Genomic DNA, 16,809 nt, shown 5'->3' with positions numbered 1-16,809 from the left:
TCATTTATTCCACGTGGAATAAATATGTCAACTGGTATAATTTATGGCGTAGCTGTATTGTGGGATCAGAAGGGACGCCTGACAGGAAGGACGCCATGAAGGCCGCGCGACGAAACAATGCCGGGACCACTTATCCGCGTGGGGAAGAAACCCGTGCGCGGATCATCAGCACGGCAATGACGCTGTTTGGCGCACATGGCTTTGACGGTGTCACGACGCGCGAGATCGCGGCGCAAGCAGAAGTGCCCGCCCCCTCGCTGCAATATTATTTCGAGAACAAGGAAGGGCTTTACGACGCCTGCATCGAACATCTCCTGACGGACGCCCAAGATACGATGGGCCCCGTGCTGAGCATCGCCGAGGGACTGCTCAAGAGCGGCGCGAGCAGCGACAAGCTGATCGAGGCCTATTGTTCGTTTCTCGATTGTCTTGCCGATTTCCTGCTCGGAACCGAGGATTCAGCGAGCCGAGCGCTTTTTGTCGCGCGCTGGCGCGTGCAGCCAAAAGGCCCCCCGAAACCGGCCAAGACGTCTCTCGGTGATCGCCTCAATGAGTGCTGTCAGGCCCTCGTCTCGCGGATTGCCGGAGACAACATGACAAAGGACGAAGCGCGCCTGGTGTCAGCCACCATCAACGGCCAATTGATGACGCTCCATCTCGCGCCCGGCCACCTGAAAAAGATGGTTGGCTGGGACGACATCACGCCTGCGCGCTTGGCGAAATTGAAACAGCTCCTGCGTCTGCAAACGACGGCGCTGCTCAAATTGCACAGGCACGAACGCAGTTGAGCGTCTATCGCCGGCGGTCGGCCACCAGGCCGAGATTCTATCGCGGATGTGGCCGCGAAACGTTTGCTCGCTCCCTGCCGGTCGGTTCGTCACCTGGACCTTTGGGCGGTCGCCAAGCTGGCTCTATCCGCGGCGGTGCGTCTACCGTCGTCAGTGCAGCGGCGGAATATCTTGCCGGGTTCGGACTTCTTGATGAACGGGTACTCATACCAGGGGGCACGGCCTCTCGTTCGTCATGGCCGGGTCAAGCCCGGCCACGCGGATGAGTCAAAACCAAAACGCCTTTGGTATCAATTGCGCCGTCAGAGATCCGCCGCGACGAAGCCGCCGCTGCCCAAAACGCCGTCGAGCATGAAACTCCGACAGCCGCGCAAGCTGCGCAGGGCGCGGTTGAAATCGATTCCGGTCGATACCAATGACCGGATCGACGTCGGATGGCGGGCGACGCCGCGCAACACCTTGGCCAGGTCGATATCGCCATTCGGCTTGATCGCGGAGGCAACCACCGCCGGCAGCGCGCGGCTGGCGGGATCGCTGATCACCCGCAAGGCGGCGAATGGCAGGCCGGCCTCGAAGGCATAGGCGGCGGCGATATGGCTTTCCATGTCGACGGCGGCGGCCCCGGTCTCGGAATGCAGCACCGCCTTGGCGGCGCGCGCCGCGACCACCTGCTCGACACCGGCCAGACCGCCGCGGACCACATGCTGGCCACCCAGGCCGGTGCTGCCGATCAATTCCTCGGTCAATGCTGGCGTGGCCTCCCAGCGGGATCCGCCCGCCGTGACCTCTGTGGCAATCACCACATCGCCGGATTTGAGCGCCGGATCGAGACCGCCGGCCACGCCGAAGCTGATCACGCCGCGAATCGACGAGGCATCGAATTTCGCCAGAAGAGCCCGCAATTGCTTGGGATCGCTACTGCTGCAGATCACCGTCAATCCGGGTCCCGCCGCGATCCGGGCTTCCTGCAAAAGCCCCGTCACAATCAAAACCGGCCGCGGATCAACTAGATCGACCGCGGACGTGCCGCCCACCGCCCCCAAAATCACATTCCGACCCCTACGACCTTGCTGTTCGTGGCTCTCAAATTTCGATACCGCGCCAGCGCCCAGAGCGGAAAGAATTTTGCATAGCCATGATACCGCAGATAAAACACCCGCGGAAAGCCAGAACCGGTGTAGCGCAGCTCGTCCCACACTCCTTTTTCGGTCTGTGTGGTTTTTAGGTAATCAACGCCGCGCGCCACTGCCGGGTGATCGACCTCGCCCGCAGCCATTAGGGCAAGCAAGGCCCATGCCGTTTGTGACGCGGTCGAGGGCGATTTTTCGTGGCCCTGATAGTCGAGCCGGTAGCTGGTCGCATCCTCGCCCCAGCCGCCATCGGGGTTCTGGATCGATGCCAGCCACGCCACCGCCTTGCGGATCGCCGCGTGCTGGTGATCGAGGCCGGCGGCGTTCAGCGCGCACAACACCGACCAGGTGCCGTAAATGTAGTTCAGGCCCCAGCGGCCGTACCACGAGCCTTCGGCGAGCTGGGTCTTGAGTAGATAATCGACCCCCCGCGCCACCGCCTTGCTCGACTGGGCGGTCTCGCCGAGTTGCGTCAACATCGAGACACAACGCGCGGTTACGTCCTCGGTCGGCGGATCCAGCATGGCGCCGTGGTCGGAGAACGGAATGTTGTTCAGATAATATTCGGTATTGTTGACATCGAAGGCGGCCCAGCCGCCGTCGTCGCTCTGCATCCCCTCGATCCACTCGCGGGCACGGGCGATCGCGGTGTCGTAAGCCAGGCTCGGCCGGTCGCGCCGCGCGCGGTCCATCGCCATCACCACCACCGCGGTGTCGTCGAGATCGGGATAATGGGCATTGTTGTACTGGAACGCCCAGCCGCCGGGGCGGACATTCGGCGCCTTCACGGCCCAGTCGCCCTCGACGTCGAGCACCTGCTTGGGCAGCAGCCAGTCCAGACCGTCGCGGACCGGTTGGGCGACCTCGCCGCCGCCGGCCTCGATCAGCGCGTGACAGGTCAGCGAGGTGTCCCATATCGGCGACACGCAGGGCTGGCAGTAGGCCTCGTCGTCATGGATCACCAGCAGCTTGTCGATACCCCTGCGGGTGATCGCACGCGGCGGATGGTCCTCCGGAAACCCCAGCACCTTGTACATCATCACGGTATTGGCCATCGGCGGATAGATCGCCCCCAACCCGTCTTCGCCGTTCAACCGCTCCTCGACGAAGGCGACCGCGAGGTCGATGGCGTGTTTGCGCAGCCGCTTCGGAATCAGCGGCTCGATCGCGCGCAGGACGACGTCGATCGCGCCGAACAGTTTGAACATGCCACGGTTCTGATGCGGCGCCCTGGCCGGCATCCCGATCGATCGCGGATCCTGCAGAAACAATTCGTCGAGGCCCACGCCCAGCCGGTTGATCGCCCGCGGCTTCAACGCCGTCAGCACCATCAACGGCACGATCGTGGTGCGCGCCCAATAGGAGATCTTGTTGAGATGGAACGGCGACCACATTGGCAGCAGCATGATCTCGACCGGCAGCACCGGCACGCTGCGCCAGGTCAGGATCCCGAACATCGTCAGCAGAAAGCGGGTGAAGACGTTGGCGTGGATGGCGCCACCGCGCGCGCGGATCGCCTCGCGCGCCCGCGCCATATGCGGCGCGTCGACGCTGTCGCCGATCATCTTCAGCGCGAAATAGGCCTTCACGCTGGCGCTCATATCGAAATCGCCGTCATGGACCAGCGGCCAGCCACCATGGGGGCCCTGGATGCGGCGCAGATAGACCGCAATCTTGGCTTCCAGCGCGGCATCGACCGGCTCGCCCAGATAGTGCCGCAGCAGCACATATTCGGACGGGATGGTGCAATCGGCCTCGAGCTCGAACACCCAATGGCCGTCGGATTGGCGGTAGCCCAGCAAGGCCTGCCGCGCCGCGTCGATACTGGCTTCGAGCGCGTCGCCGCCAGCGGCCGCGGAATCAATCGTACCCGAATGCATCTTGCTCGCTATCTCTCCGTGCATGCTGGCGCCGGGACTAGGGCTGGCGCATCGCCAGGACGAGGTCGGCGGCACGGTTGCCGGACCGCACCGAGCCTTCGATGGTGGCTGGCACCCCCGTATCAGTCCAGTCGCCGGCGAGAAACAGGTTTTTATACTGGGTCACCGGGCCGGGCCGCAGCGCGTTCTGCTCCGGTGTCGCCTCGAAGGTGGCGCGGCGCTCACGCACAATCTGCCACGCCGGCAATTCGGCGGTGATGCCGGCGATCTTACAGATTTCCTGCCAGATCGACAGCGCCAATTCCTCCCGCGGCAGTTCGACCAGCCGGTCGCCATTGCTGATGGTGATCGACAATCGGTCGGGGAAGGCGAACAGCCATTCCACCAGCCCGCCGATCACCCCGGTCAGGGCCGGCAGATGCGGCGGCGGCGTGAAGCGGAAATGCGCGTTGACGATCGCCCGATATTTGCGCGGCGTCGGCAGGCCCGGCAGCAGCGCCGCGGCCGGGCGCGGCGGCACCGCCAGCACCACCGCATCCTCGGGGCCGACCGCGACGCGGTCGCCGCCGAAATCCAGTTCGCCGAGGCGGTCGCCCAACTTGCCGAAGCCGCGCAGCTCATGGCCGAACTGCACCCCCGCGCCGCTGTGGCGCAATTTGTCGAGCGCGGGCTCGACCAGGACCGCGCTCAAGCCGTCGCGCGCGATCAGCGGTCGGCAGGCCGCCCCGCCGGCCAGCAGGGTCTCGCGCACCACCGCGCCGGCCAGCCCGGCCGAGCCTTCCGGCGGGTCGACATTGAGCGCCGCCAGCAGCAGCGGCTGCACCAGGCGCCGGTACAGCGTGCCCTCGCAGGGAATGGTGTCGCCAATCAGCCGGCTCGGCGAGGCCCAGATCAACGGCATCAAGGCCAGATAATCGCGCAGGCCGGTGTCCGGCACGCGGCTTTGCTTGTCGAGCACCCACAGCGGCAGCCGGCCGTCGCCGAGCCTGAGCTGCCAGCGCTTGCCGGTGCCGACATCGATGAAATGAAATTCGGCGCTCGCCGGCCCGACCAGGCCGGCCTCGGTCCCGATCGACCGCGCATAGGCCAAAGCCGCGCGATTGCCCGACAGCAGCAGATGATTGCCGTTGTCGATGGTCAGTCCGGTGGCGGCATCGAAATAGGAGCGGCAGCGGCCGCCGGCCTGCTGCATCGCCTCGTGGAGCTGGACCTGGCGGCCGGCGCCGGCCAGCCGGATCGCCGCCGACAATCCGGACAGGCCCGCGCCAATGATGTGAACGGTGCCTGGCATCAGATGATCGCGTATTGCAGCAGGATCGCGATGCGCGACGCCGAGCCGAGCCGCACCGGCGCGCGCGGCAGCGCGAAGCCGCGCGCGATCAGCAAGCGCAGGATCCCATGATAATATTTCGACATGATCCGCGGCGCCCGCACCACGCGGCGCCGGTTGCGGTCCATCACCGCGTCGGCGTTCTTGAAATGCGCCTGCGCGCGCGCGACCAGCGGATCGCAGACCAGCGTCAGCGCCGGGTGCTGCGCCACTTCGCGCGGATCGGTGCTGGATATCCCGGCGCGCAGCAAGCCTTCGCGCGGCAGATAGAGCCGGCCGATTCCGGCGTCCTCGTCGATGTCGCGCAGGATATTGGTCAATTGCAGCGCGCGGCCCAGATGATGCGCCAGTTCGATGCCATCGGCCTCGGGCAGGCCAAAAATCCGCACTGACAGCCGGCCGACCGCGGAGGCGACCCGGTCGCAATACAGATCCAGCGTCGCCTCGTCGGGCGCCCGGATGTCGGCGGGCACGTCCATCTCCATGCCGTCGATGATGGCGAGGAAGTCCTCGCGCTTGAGGCCGAAGTCGCGCACCGATTGCTGATAGTCCTGCAGCCGCTCCGGCGGCTCGCCGCGATACAGCGCGTCGATGTCTTCGCGCCATTGCTGCAACTGCGCCAGGCGGGCGTCGCGCGGCCCGTCGGAATCGGCGATGTCGTCGACATAGCGGCAGAAGCTGTAGACCTGGAACATGGCCTCGCGCTGCGCCCGCGGCAGGATGCGCATCGCGGCGTAGAACGAACTGCCATGGGCAGCGCCCTGGTGCTGGGCCGGCGCGTTCGGGGATTGCTGGTTCATGCGCGCGGCGCCGGCTTCGACAAGGGGCGCCGGCCGATCACGCGGCGCGCCAGTTCGGCGGCGATGCCGCCGGCGCTTTGCGCCAGCAATTCGACCGGCCGCAGATGCACCCGCTCGCTTAGCGGATCGCGCTGCTTGAGCAGCTGCACGATCTTGTCGGCGAAGGCCTGGATCACCGAGATCTCCAGCCCGAGCCGCAGATCCTTGACCTCGCCGCCGAGCAACCGGCTCTGCGCCAGCAAGCCCTCATTGCGCGCGGCGAGCGCCTGCAGGCATTGCAGCAGCGCCGGCGAGGCGCGGGTCTGTCCGAGCGCCTCGGCCTCGGCGCCGGCGGCTTGCAGCGCGTCGCGCGGCAGATAGACCCGGTTGAGGTCGCGATAATCCTTGCCGCAATCCTGCAGATGATTGTTGATCTGCAACGCCGCACATAGCGCATCCGACGCCGCCCAGGTCGACGTGCTCTCGCCATGGACGTCGAGCATGAAGCGCCCCACTGGCATCGCCGAATAGCGGCAATAGTGAATGACCTCGTCCCAATTCTCGTAACGCAGCTTGTTGACGTCCATGCGAAACGCGATCAGCACGTCGAGCGCGTGGCGCGGCGGCATGCCGCGTTCGGCGAGCGCGCGCCGCAGATCGACCGCCTCGGGCTGGCTGTCGCCCTGCCCGAGCAATTCGGCTTCCAGCAGGTCGAGAAAACCGAGTTTCGCGGCGCCATCGAGCGCGGCGTGATCGGCGATGTCGTCGGCGGTGCGGACGAAATTATAGAAGGCGAGAATCAGCGCCCGGTGTCGCGGATGGATGATCCACGACGCCACCGGGAAATTCTCGTCCCGATGGGTCTTGCCGGATCGCAATTCGTTCGCGGAGGTCATCTGCTGCACTGGTTCGGACATGGGCGCGCGACGCCGATCCGGCCGCCGGACAGCGGGGATCGATCGCGACGCCATATAAGGGAAATCTGCCGGCTAAACCAACGATATCGACCAATTTTTCGCAAAACCTGGCCGGATCGCGGCGCCACCATCATACCATCCAGCCCTGGGCCGACCGGCCTAAGCTGGTCGCGGCCGGCGCCAGCGCCGGAGGGATTTACTGGCCGTGATTGAGCAACACCTGGTTGCAGGCCTTGCTCAATTTGGCGCGGTTTTCCTTGAGACAGGCCAGCACCACGAAATCGCCCTGATCCATCACTTTGCGGCAATGGCGCGTCACGTCGCGCGCGCAGGCCTTCTGCTCCTGGTCGGTGCCGCTGCGCTGCTCGGCATTGGCAGCGGTGGAGATCGAGCCAAGCAGCAAGGCGAGGACAAATATAGATTTAGGCATTGTTTTCCTTCGTTACAAAGATCCAGATGGGATTGCACCATCGATGGCACCCTAACCCGGCGCGCGTTGCGGCGGCCACCCGGATCGCCATGGCGCCCACAACTGCGCTCGCAATTGCGGCCAATTCGCGATGAAATCAAAATCGTTGGCGTCGCCGCGCTGCCGGAGCGTGGAATCCCCTCAGATCGCCAGCAATCGCGGCTTGGTCGCGCATCGGCTTCACAATTCGACCGGTCGATCGGAACAGCTGCGGATCGCGTTCGTTCACAACCATCGAATCACCGAACGCATCCGACCCGCGGTCATTGCGTTCGCAACATTCGAACTTATTATCTGGTTTGAACCTACCGTTCCGCACCTTGACTAAATAGCTGATGCGGCGAGGCCGTCGGGCCAAGATACTTTCAGGGGTTACGACATGAGACTTTCACCTTCCACGTTCAATGCGCACGCGCTCAGGGCAGCGGGCTTAGGCGCCGCGATGCTGCTGTCGATGTCGGCGAGCCACGCGCAGTCCGGTCCGTTTGCCGGCTTCTCCGGCACCTGGGCCGGAGCTGGAACGGTGTCATTGGCAGATGGAACCAAGGAGCGGCTGCGCTGCCGCGCGAGCTACAAGGTCGGCGGCGGCGGCAAGGAGCTGGCCCAATCCCTGCGCTGCGCCAGCGACAGCTACAAATTCGAACTCACCAGCAATGTCGTCAGTCAGGGGGATCGAATCTCCGGACACTGGAGCGAAGCCAGCCGCAACCTCAATGGCGACCTTCAGGGCACCGCTGGCGGCGGCCAGATCGAGGTGTTCGTCCAGGCCGCCGGCTTTGCCGCCAGCCTGACCTTGACCACCCGCGGCAACCGGCAGTCGGTGCAGATCAGCTCCAAGGGCGAAATCCGCGGCGTCAATATCAGCATGGTGCGCAGCTGACCCTGCCCAGCTGAGAGTCTGACCGAAAAAAAAACCACCAAAATCGCGCTTGATTTCGTCATTGCGAGCGGAGGACGGCGCATCGCGCCGTCCGACCGCGAAGCAATCCAGCGACATCAAGCAAGGACGTGATTGCTTCGTCGCAACAGCTCCTCGCTATGACGGTCTTGAAGGCGTCGTGTTGTTGGTCGCTTTTTCAACAAGGCTCTGACAAGCACTCGGTGATCGACCCAGCAACCCTCGGGATCACTCCCGGGGGTTTTGTTTGCGGAGCCCGCGACATCCGTCGAAGCTATTCCGCAGCCTTCTGCCGTCGCCCCCGCAGCCACTCCGCGGTGTTGATCAGCCACATCGCGGTTGGTCGCAGGATGAACAGGTCGGCGACCAGCGCCGCCACCATGGCGAAGGCGCTGAGCCAGCCGAACAGCCGCAGCGACGGCAGATCCGAGAACACCGTCACCACCAGCCCGCAGGCCAACACCACCGTGGTCAGAATCAGCGCCGGCCCGACCAGCACGGTGGCACGCTCGACCGCGACCGCCGCACTGGTGCCCGGCGTGGTTTCCTGCCGCAGCCGGTTGAGGAAGTGGATCGTCGCACTCAGGCCCAGGCCGAACGACACCGTCAGCGCCACCACGCTGGCGAATTGCAGGCCCTGTCCGAGCAGCCACAACACCGTGCCGGACAGCACCACCGGGAAGATGCCCGGCAGGATGCAGGCGAACATCACCACCGCGGATCGGAACGCCAGCCCGATGAAGATCGCGACCAGCAGGAATTCGATCGTCAAGCCGTGATTGAGCTTCTCGATCATGCTGGCGCTGTTGCGCGCCGCGATCGCCGACAGGCCGGTGACCGCGATCTCATAGCCCGGATGGGCCTGGCGAACCGCGTCGAGCGCTTTGTCGAGCTTGTCGACCACCGGGAGGATCCGGCTGGCATCTAGATCGGGGACGCGCCCCGACACCACCACCGCGGACTGGTCCTCCGAGATGAAGCGCCGAACCAAATGCACCGGCAGCAGCGAGACATATTCCTTCAGCGTGGCGACGTCACTGCTGCCGGCCTTTTCGGCGAGCCAGCGTCGCAGCGTCTCCAGCGACCAGACATTGCCGACGCCAGCTTGTTCCTCGACCTGCCTGTGAACATCGGCGATGGTCTGCAGGGTCTGCGGCGAATACAGCGTCTCGCCCTTGGGGAATTCGATCAGCACGTCGATCGGATTGGCGCCGGTCAGCTTGGCGTCGAGCCGGCCGGAGGCCTCCACCGCCTGCTGCTTGTCGGGGACCTGATCGGCTAGGCGGTATCGCGGCTCGAGATTGGCATAGATCACCGCCAGCCCGCCGACCACGATCAGTGCGATCAGGCTGAACAGCCCGGGGCGACCGACCATCCGCGCCGCGATCCAACCGCAGAACCGGCGCAGCGCATTGACGCCGGCGTCGGCGGTCTTGAACTTGGCGGCGAACGCCACCTCATCGCGCACCAGCAGCACGCCGAACACCGGCACCAGCGACAGCACCGCGATCAGCGCGATGATGGTGGCGGCGAGCCCGGCCTCGCCGAAGGCCCGGATCAGGTCGGAATCGGAGAACTGCAGCGCCAGGAAGGAAATGCCGGCGGTGGCGTGGGTCAGCACGCAGGCCGGCCCGACCACCAGCACGGCGTTGCGGAACGCGGTGAAGCGATCCTCGCCGGCGATCAGCCGGTCGCGCGCCGCAAAGGTCAGCTGCATCGAATCCGAGAAACTGATCACCATGATCAGCGGCGTCATCACGTTGAGGAACATGTTGAGGCTGAAGCCGGCCCAGCCGAGCACGCCGAGCGACAGCAGGATCGCCAGCAGCGGCGGAAACGCCGCGACGACCATGAAGGAGACCTTGCGGAAGAACAGGATCGCGATCAGACAGCCTGCCAGAATCCCGGCAATATTGTAGATCAGCCCGTCGCGCTCCACCGCGTTGCGGATCTCGAGCTGCATCACCGGAACGCCGGACAATTGCTCGGACAGCCCGGAGCCGGCGAGGTCCTGGGCCATCACCTTGCGGATTTCGGCGACGGTGGTGTTGAGCTTGTTGCTGCTGACGATCTCCGGCTTCAGCGATAGCACGATCAGCGCCAGCGTACCGTCATCCGACAACAGCTTGCCGCGGATGATCTCGTTGCTCTTCACCGTTTCGATGAATTTGTCGTAATCGGCGCCCTGCGGCAGCACCTGAGGAAACAGCGCCGCCGGCAGCTTGCCAGGCGCCGGCGCCTGCCGCGCCGAGAACAGCGAGATCAGGCCGCGGGTGCCGTCGATCAGCTGCAGATCGGTCACCAGATCGCGGACCTTCTCCAGATTGTCGCGCTCCAGCAGCGTCTTGCCTTCGACCACCACCAGCACGTCGAATTCGGTGGAGGGAAACCGCTTGGTCACCTCTTCGTACTGCCGATATTCCTTGGAGTCGGAGCGGAACAGCTGACTGAGCGAATCGTCGATCTTGATGCGCTGGATGCCGAAGATCGCGCCAACCACGAGCACGACAAGAATGATGCAGGACAGGATCGGCGCGCGGACCGCGATCAGCCCGAGGCGCTCGAGACCGAAGGCAATGCTGAGCGAGCGCCGCGGCGATTTGACGACGGCGTCGTTGACATTCTTGTTCAGCATACCCGGTCGATCCTCTTGCTCGCTGTGCTCAACGCCACTTCCGGCACGAATGCGACGACGCCTGCCGGATCGGAGCTAGCCTTTGAAACGCGAATTGGAATTGCCGTGGCGCGTGTCTAGCAGGTCTGTGCGACGGCTCGCAAGCGCGCCCGGTAGCCTCGGCTTGCTACCCAGAACGGTGTGTCGCGCGGGGCTCACATGACATTACGATGGCGCCGAAAACGGCAGCACCGCGATCCCGCTGTCGTCCTTCAACGCCACACCGGAGAGCTGTCGCATCAGCGCTTGACGCACCAGCCAGGCGATCTTGTGCGCGGCCTCTTCATAGCTGATCCCCGCCGCATGAATGTTGGAGACGCAATTGCGTTCGGCGTCGGTGCGGCCCGGCCGCGGCGCGTAGGTCAGATAGGCCCCCAGACTATGCGGCGCCGACAGGCCCGGTCGCTCGCCGATCAGCACCAGAATGGCGCGGGCGCCGAGCAGCGTGCCGATCTCATCGCCCAATGCGACCCGCGCGCCGGTCGCTACCGCGACGGCGCCGACGCCGATCCCGGCCAGTCGCGGCAACAGATGGCGAACCATTTCGAGGCCATGGCTGTTGACCGCCACCGGCGACAGCCCATCGCCGATCATCAAGGCCAGGTCACAACCGCCAGCGCCGGCGGCGACCGCATCGCGCGATGCCGGATCGAGCTGCCGACCAAGATCGGGCCGCGCCAGATAATCCTTGCGCCCGACCGCGCGGCTCGCCACCGGCAACGCGGTCAGCCCCAGCGCCTCCAGCCCGGCGGCGATGCCGCTGCTATCGAATTCGGCGTGGACGGCGTCGCGGGCGCGGGCGTGAGCCAGCGTGAAGTCCAGCAACGCCTTGGTCGGCAGGCTGACGCCGACGCGGCCCAGCGCGACCCGCGCGGGGGTCAGGCGACGCAGATCCGACAGAGAGCGCGGCGAATGCGGCGATGGAGTCATCAGTCTATTCCGCCGGCACCGACGCCTCACGCAAGCGCACCGAATAATTCGACGCGTTGACGCTGCCGCGCGAGGCCTCGCGGGCGAAGGTGATCAGATGATGGGCGACCAGCATCACGCTGAGCAGATTCTCGATGTCGCCGCGGATCAGCCGCCGCGCGGCGAATTTCCAGAACGCCCATTTGTAATCGCCCAGCACGCCGACCTGCCACAGAATGTTGCGCAGAATGATCAGCCCGCGCTTGATATTGGCCTTCGAGGCGCGCTGCGGCGATGCCGGCGGATGCAGGCGATTCTTGTAGGTCGTCTGCACCTGATATTCAAAGCGCGCCAGCAGCGCCTCCGGGTCGTAGGCGCGCGCCATGCAATCGCGCCACATCGCCACGGTCTGCTCATAGGGCATCAGGAAGTCGACATTGGATTCGCGGCCGTCATCGTGGATCAGCCGGCCTTCCTTCTCCAGCCGGTCCCACAGCGGCGTCTTCGGCAAGGCCTGCAGCAGGTTGATGGTGAGCAGCGGAATCTGCGACTGGGCGATGAACTCCATCAGGAATTCGCCGGTCTGCGCCGTATCGGTGTCGAGCCCGAGGATGATTCCGGACACCACCTCCATGCCGTAGCTGGAGATGGTGCGCACCCCCTCCATGATCGGGACCATCATATTGTGGTCCTTCTGCATCGCCTTGAGCGCCGCCGGGTCCGGCGTCTCGATTCCGCAGAAGATCGTGATGAAATACGCCTCGCGCATCTTCTCGAGAATTTCCGGTCGCTTGGCGATGTTGAGCGTGGCCTCGCAGGCCAGCGCGATGGCGTAGCCGGTGCGCTTCTGCCATTCGATCAGATGCGGCAGCAGATCGAGCGCGGCCTTGCGATTGCCGATAAAATTGTCGTCGACGAAATACACCGAGCCGCGGATGCCGCATTCCAGCATGCGGTCGAGCTCGATGACGATCTGCTCCGGCGTCTTCAGCCGCGGATTGCGGCCATACAGCCCGGGAATGTCGCAGAATTCGCATTGATACGGGCAGCCGCTGGAATATTGCACGCTGCCGAGCAGATAGCGGCTGCACTCCGCCAGCTCATAGGCCGGAATCGGAAACAGCGTCATGTCGAGCCGGTCTTCGGTGGTCAGCACCACCTGCTGCGGCGGCCGCGACGGATCCTGCGCCAGCCGCGCGATCAGCTGATCGGTGGCGTCGCCGAGCTCGCCGATGTGCAGATAATCGAAGCCCGGATAATGCTGCGGGCAGGCGCTGACCGAGGGGCCACCGATCGCCACCGCCAGATCATGGGCATGGGCGCGGCGGCAGATGTCGTTCATCTGCTGGCGCTGAATATGCATGCCGCTGACGAACACCGCCTCGGCCCATTCGAAATCCTCATCCGTCGCCGGCCGGATGTTCTCGTCGACGAAACGGGCCTCCCATTCTTCCGGCAGATAGGCGGCTATCACCAGCAGGCCCTGCGGTGGCATGAAGGCCTGCACATTGTCGGTGAGCGGATAGGCATGTTCGAAGGTGCCGAATGACGAGGTGTATCGCGGGAACACGCACAGGATGCGACGACTGCTCTGGCCGGATTCAGCTCTCATCGGACGTCCTCTGCGAATGATACAAGTCGTATGTATCCCTTGGTTTCAGGATCATCCCAAGCGGTTCGAAGGACGACGCACGTTAACCTGTCGGCTGTAACACTTCAGTCACAAGGCCGTTCCATCTTTCTGGAATATGCCTTGCGCACTGTTGCAATCCCACCACAGCCAGCCATGCTGAACCAGAAATTCTTCAAGATTGTGGCGGGTTCGGGAGACCGAATTGGTGGTCAGGCGATCAACCGGGAGGCGAATTCGGGAAGCAGGTCGTCGATTGCGGCAAGCCGGAAATCCGCGTCGGCCAGCCCGCTGCGCACCAGCCAGTCGTCGAATTCCGGCGCCCGCCGCAGGCCGAGCAGGTCGCGGACATAGAGCGCGTCGTGAAACGAGGTCGACTGGTAATTCAGCATGACATCGTCGGCGCCGGGCACGCCCATGATGAAGCTGACGCCGGCGGCGCCGAGCAGCGTCAGCAGATTGTCCATGTCGTCCTGATCGGCTTCGGCGTGGTTGGTATAACAAATGTCGACGCCGAGCGGCAGGCCGAGCAATTTTCCGCAGAAATGGTCCTCCAATCCGGCGCGGATGATCTCCTTGCCGTCATAGAGGTACTCCGGCCCGATGAAGCCGACCACGCTGTTGACCAGCAACGGATCGAACGCCCGCGCCACCCCATAGGCGCGCGCCTCGCAGGTCTGCTGGTCGACGCCGTGATGGGCATTGGCCGACAGCGCCGAGCCCTGCCCGGTCTCGAAATACATCACATTGTCGCCGATGGTGCCGCGCTGCAGCGACAGGCCGGCCTGATGCGCCTCGTTCAGAATCGCCAGATCGATGCCGAAACTGCTGTTGGCGGCCTGGGTGCCCGCGATCGATTGAAACACCAGATCGATCGGGCAGCCCTGCGCGATCAGATCGATCGTGGTGGTGACGTGGGTCAGCACGCAGCTCTGGGTCGGAATCCGCAACCGGGTGATGACGTCGTCGAGCAGCCGCACCAGATTGCCGAGCACCGCCGGATCGTCGCTGGCTGGGTTGATGCCGATGCAGGCATCGCCCGAGCCCAGCATCAGCCCGTCGAGGATCGAGGCGGTGATGCCCTTTGCATCGTCGAACGGATGATTCGGCTGCAGTCGGGCGCTGAGCCGGCCGGGCAGCCCGATGCTGTTGCGAAATCGCGTGGTCACCGCGCATTTCTTCGCCACCAGGATCAGGTCCTGGTTGCGCATCAGCTTCGATACCGCCGCCGCCATTTCCGGCGTGACGCCGGGCGCCAGCAGCGCCAGCGCCTGCGGCGTGGCCGCATCCGACAGCAGAAAGTCGCGGAAGCCACCGACGGTGAGCGCGGAAATCGCCGCGAACGCTGCCGCATCATGGCGATCGACGATCAGGCGGGTGACCTCGTCGTCCTCGTAGGGCACCACGGCTTCGTTGAGGAATTGGGCCAGCGGCAGATCCGCCAGCGCCATCCGGGCGGCGACCATCTGCTCGGCGGTCTCGGCGGCGACGCCTGCCAGCCGGTCGCCGGAGCGCGGCGGCGTGGCCCTGGCCAGCAGCGCCCGCAGATCGTCGAACACATAGGTGGTGTGGCCGATGGCGTGGCGGTAGATCATAGCATTCCCGGCGCCGCCTCCGCACCAGCGCGGAGTGCGGCTCGCCGCAAGCTACCATCGGATAATGTGTTAGGCGACCCGCACGGTCGCAAGAAATTTCACCACCTCGGCCTTGAGCCGATTGCTCTCGCTGGACAGCATCTGCGCCGACGACAGCACCTGCGATGCCGCAGCGCCAGTATCGGCCGCGCCGCGATTGACGTCGCCGATGCTGTTGGCGACCTGGGTGGTGCCGACCGCGGCCTGCTGGACGCTGCGGGCGATTTCCCTTGTGGCCGCGCCCTGCTCCTCGACAGAGGCCGCGATGGTCGAGGCTATGCCGGCGATCCGTCCGATGGTGCCGCCGATCTCCTTGATGGCGGTCACCGACTCCCCAGTGGCGGCCTGCATCTCGGCGATCTGCATGCTGATTTCATCGGTGGCATTGGAGGTCTGGGCCGCCAGCGCCTTGACCTCCTGGGCGACCACCGCAAAACCCTTGCCGGCCTCACCCGCCCGCGCCGATTCGATGGTGGCGTTGAGCGCCAGCAGATTGGTCTGGCCGGCGATCGCGGTGATCAATTTGGTGACGTCGCCGATCCGGCTCGCCGCTACTGCCAGCTTGGCGATCCGCTCGTCGGTCTTGCGGGCCTGCTCCACCGCCTCGGCGGCAATGGCGCCGGATTCGCGAACCTGGCGGCCGATCTCGCTGACCGACGCCGACATCTGCTCGCTGGCCGAGGCCACGGCCTGGACGTTGTTCGAAGTTTCCTCCGACGCCGCGGCCACCACGGTCGAGAGCTGCTGGGTCGCCGAGCTGCTCCTTGCCAGTCCGGTCGCGGAATTTTCCAGCCCGCCGGATGCGGTGCCGACATTTTCGACGATGCTGCCCATCGCGGCTTCGAACCGATCCGCGAGCTGATGCAGTTCGGCGCGCCGCGCGCGGGCGGCCTCGGCGTCCTTCTGCTCGCGTTCGACGATGTCATGTTCTGCCTTGGCGGCCGCGTGCAGCTTGAACTCCTCGACGGAGCGCGCCATCTGACCGACCTCATCGGCACGGTCGAGCCCCGGCAATTGCACAGCGAAATTCCCCGCCGCCAGTTCACGCATGGCACTCGACATCGCCACCACCGGACGGGAAATATTGCGCCCGACCAGCAGCGAGACCACGATTCCGCCGAACGCCACCACCGCCAGAACAACCGACAGCGTCAATTGCTGGCGTTCGAGCTCGATGCCGGCGCGCGCGATCTCGCGATCCCTGCTGTCATTGCTGGCCAGCATCAATTGATCGGTCAGTTGTTCGATGGCGCCGAAGTAGCGTTCCGCGCTCTTGATGAACATCATCGCCGAGCCGGCATCTCCATCCGCCATCTCGATGGCGTTCTTCGATTGCTTGAGATAACCGGCCACGGCGGTTTTCAGTTTCTCGAACGCCGCGGGATTGATCGCCGAATTGCCCTGGACGGTTTGCATCGCCGCCAGCGCGGCGGGTAGCGTAGCCGCCGCCGCCATCGCGTCCTTGGACACCGCGGCGAGCTTGGTCTGATCGGTTTCGTTCGCCGCCGTCGCCGCCAGGCGATACAATTTGGCGTGCGCGGTCCAGATCGCGGTGTTGAGTTCGCCAGCCAATTCCGACTGCCGCACCGGACCTGACACCAGCGCATCGACGCTGACTTGATTGAGCCGCAGCGCATGCAACGCGTAGGCGCCGAGCCCGATCAGGACCGCGACGAGTAGCGCAGGCGCCAACTGGACCTTCCAGGACAGGCCCACATTATTGATCCAGCGACTCATAACAAGACTTCCAATGTGCGTGACGGCGACCCGC

General features: G+C 64.9%; 13 protein-coding genes. 2 read left to right on the top strand and 11 right to left on the bottom strand.

Annotated features, from left to right (window positions below):
* Nucleotides 1–95 precede the first annotated feature (95 nt).
* The gene (locus RBJ75_RS00990) at nucleotides 96–788 is read left to right on the top strand and encodes a CerR family C-terminal domain-containing protein (protein WP_044411573.1); all 693 of its coding nucleotides are present in this window, start codon (nucleotides 96–98) and stop codon (nucleotides 786–788) included.
* A gap of 302 nt (nucleotides 789–1,090) precedes the next feature.
* Here RBJ75_RS00990 and RBJ75_RS00985 read toward each other — a convergent pair whose 3' ends face one another.
* The 6 genes from RBJ75_RS00985 to RBJ75_RS00960 all read right to left on the bottom strand — a co-directional run bounded on the left by RBJ75_RS00985 (nucleotide 1,091) and on the right by RBJ75_RS00960 (nucleotide 7,254).
* A complete protein-coding gene (locus tag RBJ75_RS00985; RefSeq protein WP_044411570.1) occupies nucleotides 1,091–1,837 on the bottom strand; it encodes a phosphorylase in 747 nt (248 codons plus the stop codon).
* The gene (shc, locus tag RBJ75_RS00980; protein ID WP_276156776.1) at nucleotides 1,834–3,798 is read right to left on the bottom strand and encodes a squalene--hopene cyclase; all 1,965 of its coding nucleotides are present in this window, start codon (nucleotides 3,796–3,798) and stop codon (nucleotides 1,834–1,836) included. Before shc ends, RBJ75_RS00985 begins: the two co-directional genes overlap by 4 nt.
* 37 nt (nucleotides 3,799–3,835) lie before the next feature.
* Nucleotides 3,836–5,089 (bottom strand): hydroxysqualene dehydroxylase HpnE, encoded by a 1,254-nt coding sequence (gene hpnE, locus RBJ75_RS00975; RefSeq protein WP_044408726.1) that lies wholly within the window; start codon nucleotides 5,087–5,089, stop codon nucleotides 3,836–3,838.
* Entirely contained in the window at nucleotides 5,089–5,928 is an 840-nt protein-coding gene (hpnD, locus tag RBJ75_RS00970; RefSeq protein WP_044408728.1) for a presqualene diphosphate synthase HpnD, read from the bottom strand. Before hpnD ends, hpnE begins: the two co-directional genes overlap by 1 nt.
* Complete coding sequence (gene hpnC, locus RBJ75_RS00965; protein WP_044408740.1) at nucleotides 5,925–6,803, bottom strand: squalene synthase HpnC; 879 nt, start codon at nucleotides 6,801–6,803, stop codon at nucleotides 5,925–5,927. The genes hpnD and hpnC overlap by 4 nt, the downstream gene beginning before the upstream one ends.
* Before the next feature lie 217 nt (nucleotides 6,804–7,020).
* On the bottom strand, nucleotides 7,021–7,254 hold the full coding sequence (locus tag RBJ75_RS00960) for a hypothetical protein (protein ID WP_044408731.1): 234 nt from the start codon (nucleotides 7,252–7,254) through the stop codon (nucleotides 7,021–7,023).
* Nucleotides 7,255–7,672: 418 nt separating this feature from the next.
* Here RBJ75_RS00960 and RBJ75_RS00955 point away from each other — a divergent pair, with 418 nt between their 5' ends.
* Nucleotides 7,673–8,173, top strand: a complete 501-nt coding sequence (locus RBJ75_RS00955) for a hypothetical protein (RefSeq protein ID WP_044408737.1) — start codon at nucleotides 7,673–7,675, stop codon at nucleotides 8,171–8,173.
* A 292-nt stretch (nucleotides 8,174–8,465) separates the two neighbouring features.
* Here RBJ75_RS00955 and RBJ75_RS00950 read toward each other — a convergent pair whose 3' ends face one another.
* The 5 genes from RBJ75_RS00950 to RBJ75_RS00930 form a co-directional block, all read right to left on the bottom strand.
* Entirely contained in the window at nucleotides 8,466–10,826 is a 2,361-nt protein-coding gene (locus RBJ75_RS00950; RefSeq protein ID WP_044408882.1) for an efflux RND transporter permease subunit, read from the bottom strand.
* Between the two features lie 204 nt (nucleotides 10,827–11,030).
* Nucleotides 11,031–11,795, bottom strand: a complete 765-nt coding sequence (gene eutC / locus RBJ75_RS00945; RefSeq protein WP_044408885.1) for an ethanolamine ammonia-lyase subunit EutC — start codon at nucleotides 11,793–11,795, stop codon at nucleotides 11,031–11,033.
* 4 nt (nucleotides 11,796–11,799) lie between these two features.
* A complete protein-coding gene (locus RBJ75_RS00940) occupies nucleotides 11,800–13,386 on the bottom strand; it encodes a B12-binding domain-containing radical SAM protein (protein ID WP_044408888.1) in 1,587 nt (528 codons plus the stop codon).
* A 230-nt stretch (nucleotides 13,387–13,616) separates the two neighbouring features.
* Nucleotides 13,617–14,999, bottom strand: coding sequence for an ethanolamine ammonia-lyase subunit EutB (locus RBJ75_RS00935; protein ID WP_044408891.1), 1,383 nt, complete (start codon nucleotides 14,997–14,999; stop codon nucleotides 13,617–13,619).
* A gap of 69 nt (nucleotides 15,000–15,068) precedes the next feature.
* The gene (locus tag RBJ75_RS00930; protein WP_044408894.1) at nucleotides 15,069–16,775 is read right to left on the bottom strand and encodes a methyl-accepting chemotaxis protein; all 1,707 of its coding nucleotides are present in this window, start codon (nucleotides 16,773–16,775) and stop codon (nucleotides 15,069–15,071) included.
* Nucleotides 16,776–16,809: the final 34 nt, after the last annotated feature.

Origin of the sequence: Rhodopseudomonas sp. BAL398 (genome assembly GCF_033001325.1) — a bacterium.
Lineage (GTDB): Bacteria > Pseudomonadota > Alphaproteobacteria > Rhizobiales > Xanthobacteraceae > JARJEH01.
This window is presented reverse-complemented; position numbering and strand designations above follow the sequence as displayed.

Coding starts and splice junctions, on each gene's coding strand:
- RBJ75_RS00990 (WP_044411573.1), top strand. CDS start 96: ATGAAGGCCGCGCGACGAAACAATGCCGGGACCACTTATCCGCGTGGG.
- shc (WP_276156776.1), bottom strand. CDS start 3,798: ATGCATTCGGGTACGATTGATTCCGCGGCCGCTGGCGGCGACGCGCTC.
- hpnE (WP_044408726.1), bottom strand. CDS start 5,089: ATGCCAGGCACCGTTCACATCATTGGCGCGGGCCTGTCCGGATTGTCG.
- hpnD (WP_044408728.1), bottom strand. CDS start 5,928: ATGAACCAGCAATCCCCGAACGCGCCGGCCCAGCACCAGGGCGCTGCC.
- hpnC (WP_044408740.1), bottom strand. CDS start 6,803: ATGACCTCCGCGAACGAATTGCGATCCGGCAAGACCCATCGGGACGAG.
- RBJ75_RS00960 (WP_044408731.1), bottom strand. CDS start 7,254: ATGCCTAAATCTATATTTGTCCTCGCCTTGCTGCTTGGCTCGATCTCC.
- RBJ75_RS00955 (WP_044408737.1), top strand. CDS start 7,673: ATGAGACTTTCACCTTCCACGTTCAATGCGCACGCGCTCAGGGCAGCG.
- RBJ75_RS00950 (WP_044408882.1), bottom strand. CDS start 10,826: ATGCTGAACAAGAATGTCAACGACGCCGTCGTCAAATCGCCGCGGCGC.
- eutC (WP_044408885.1), bottom strand. CDS start 11,795: ATGACTCCATCGCCGCATTCGCCGCGCTCTCTGTCGGATCTGCGTCGC.
- RBJ75_RS00940 (WP_044408888.1), bottom strand. CDS start 13,386: ATGAGAGCTGAATCCGGCCAGAGCAGTCGTCGCATCCTGTGCGTGTTC.
- RBJ75_RS00935 (WP_044408891.1), bottom strand. CDS start 14,999: ATGATCTACCGCCACGCCATCGGCCACACCACCTATGTGTTCGACGAT.
- RBJ75_RS00930 (WP_044408894.1), bottom strand. CDS start 16,775: ATGAGTCGCTGGATCAATAATGTGGGCCTGTCCTGGAAGGTCCAGTTG.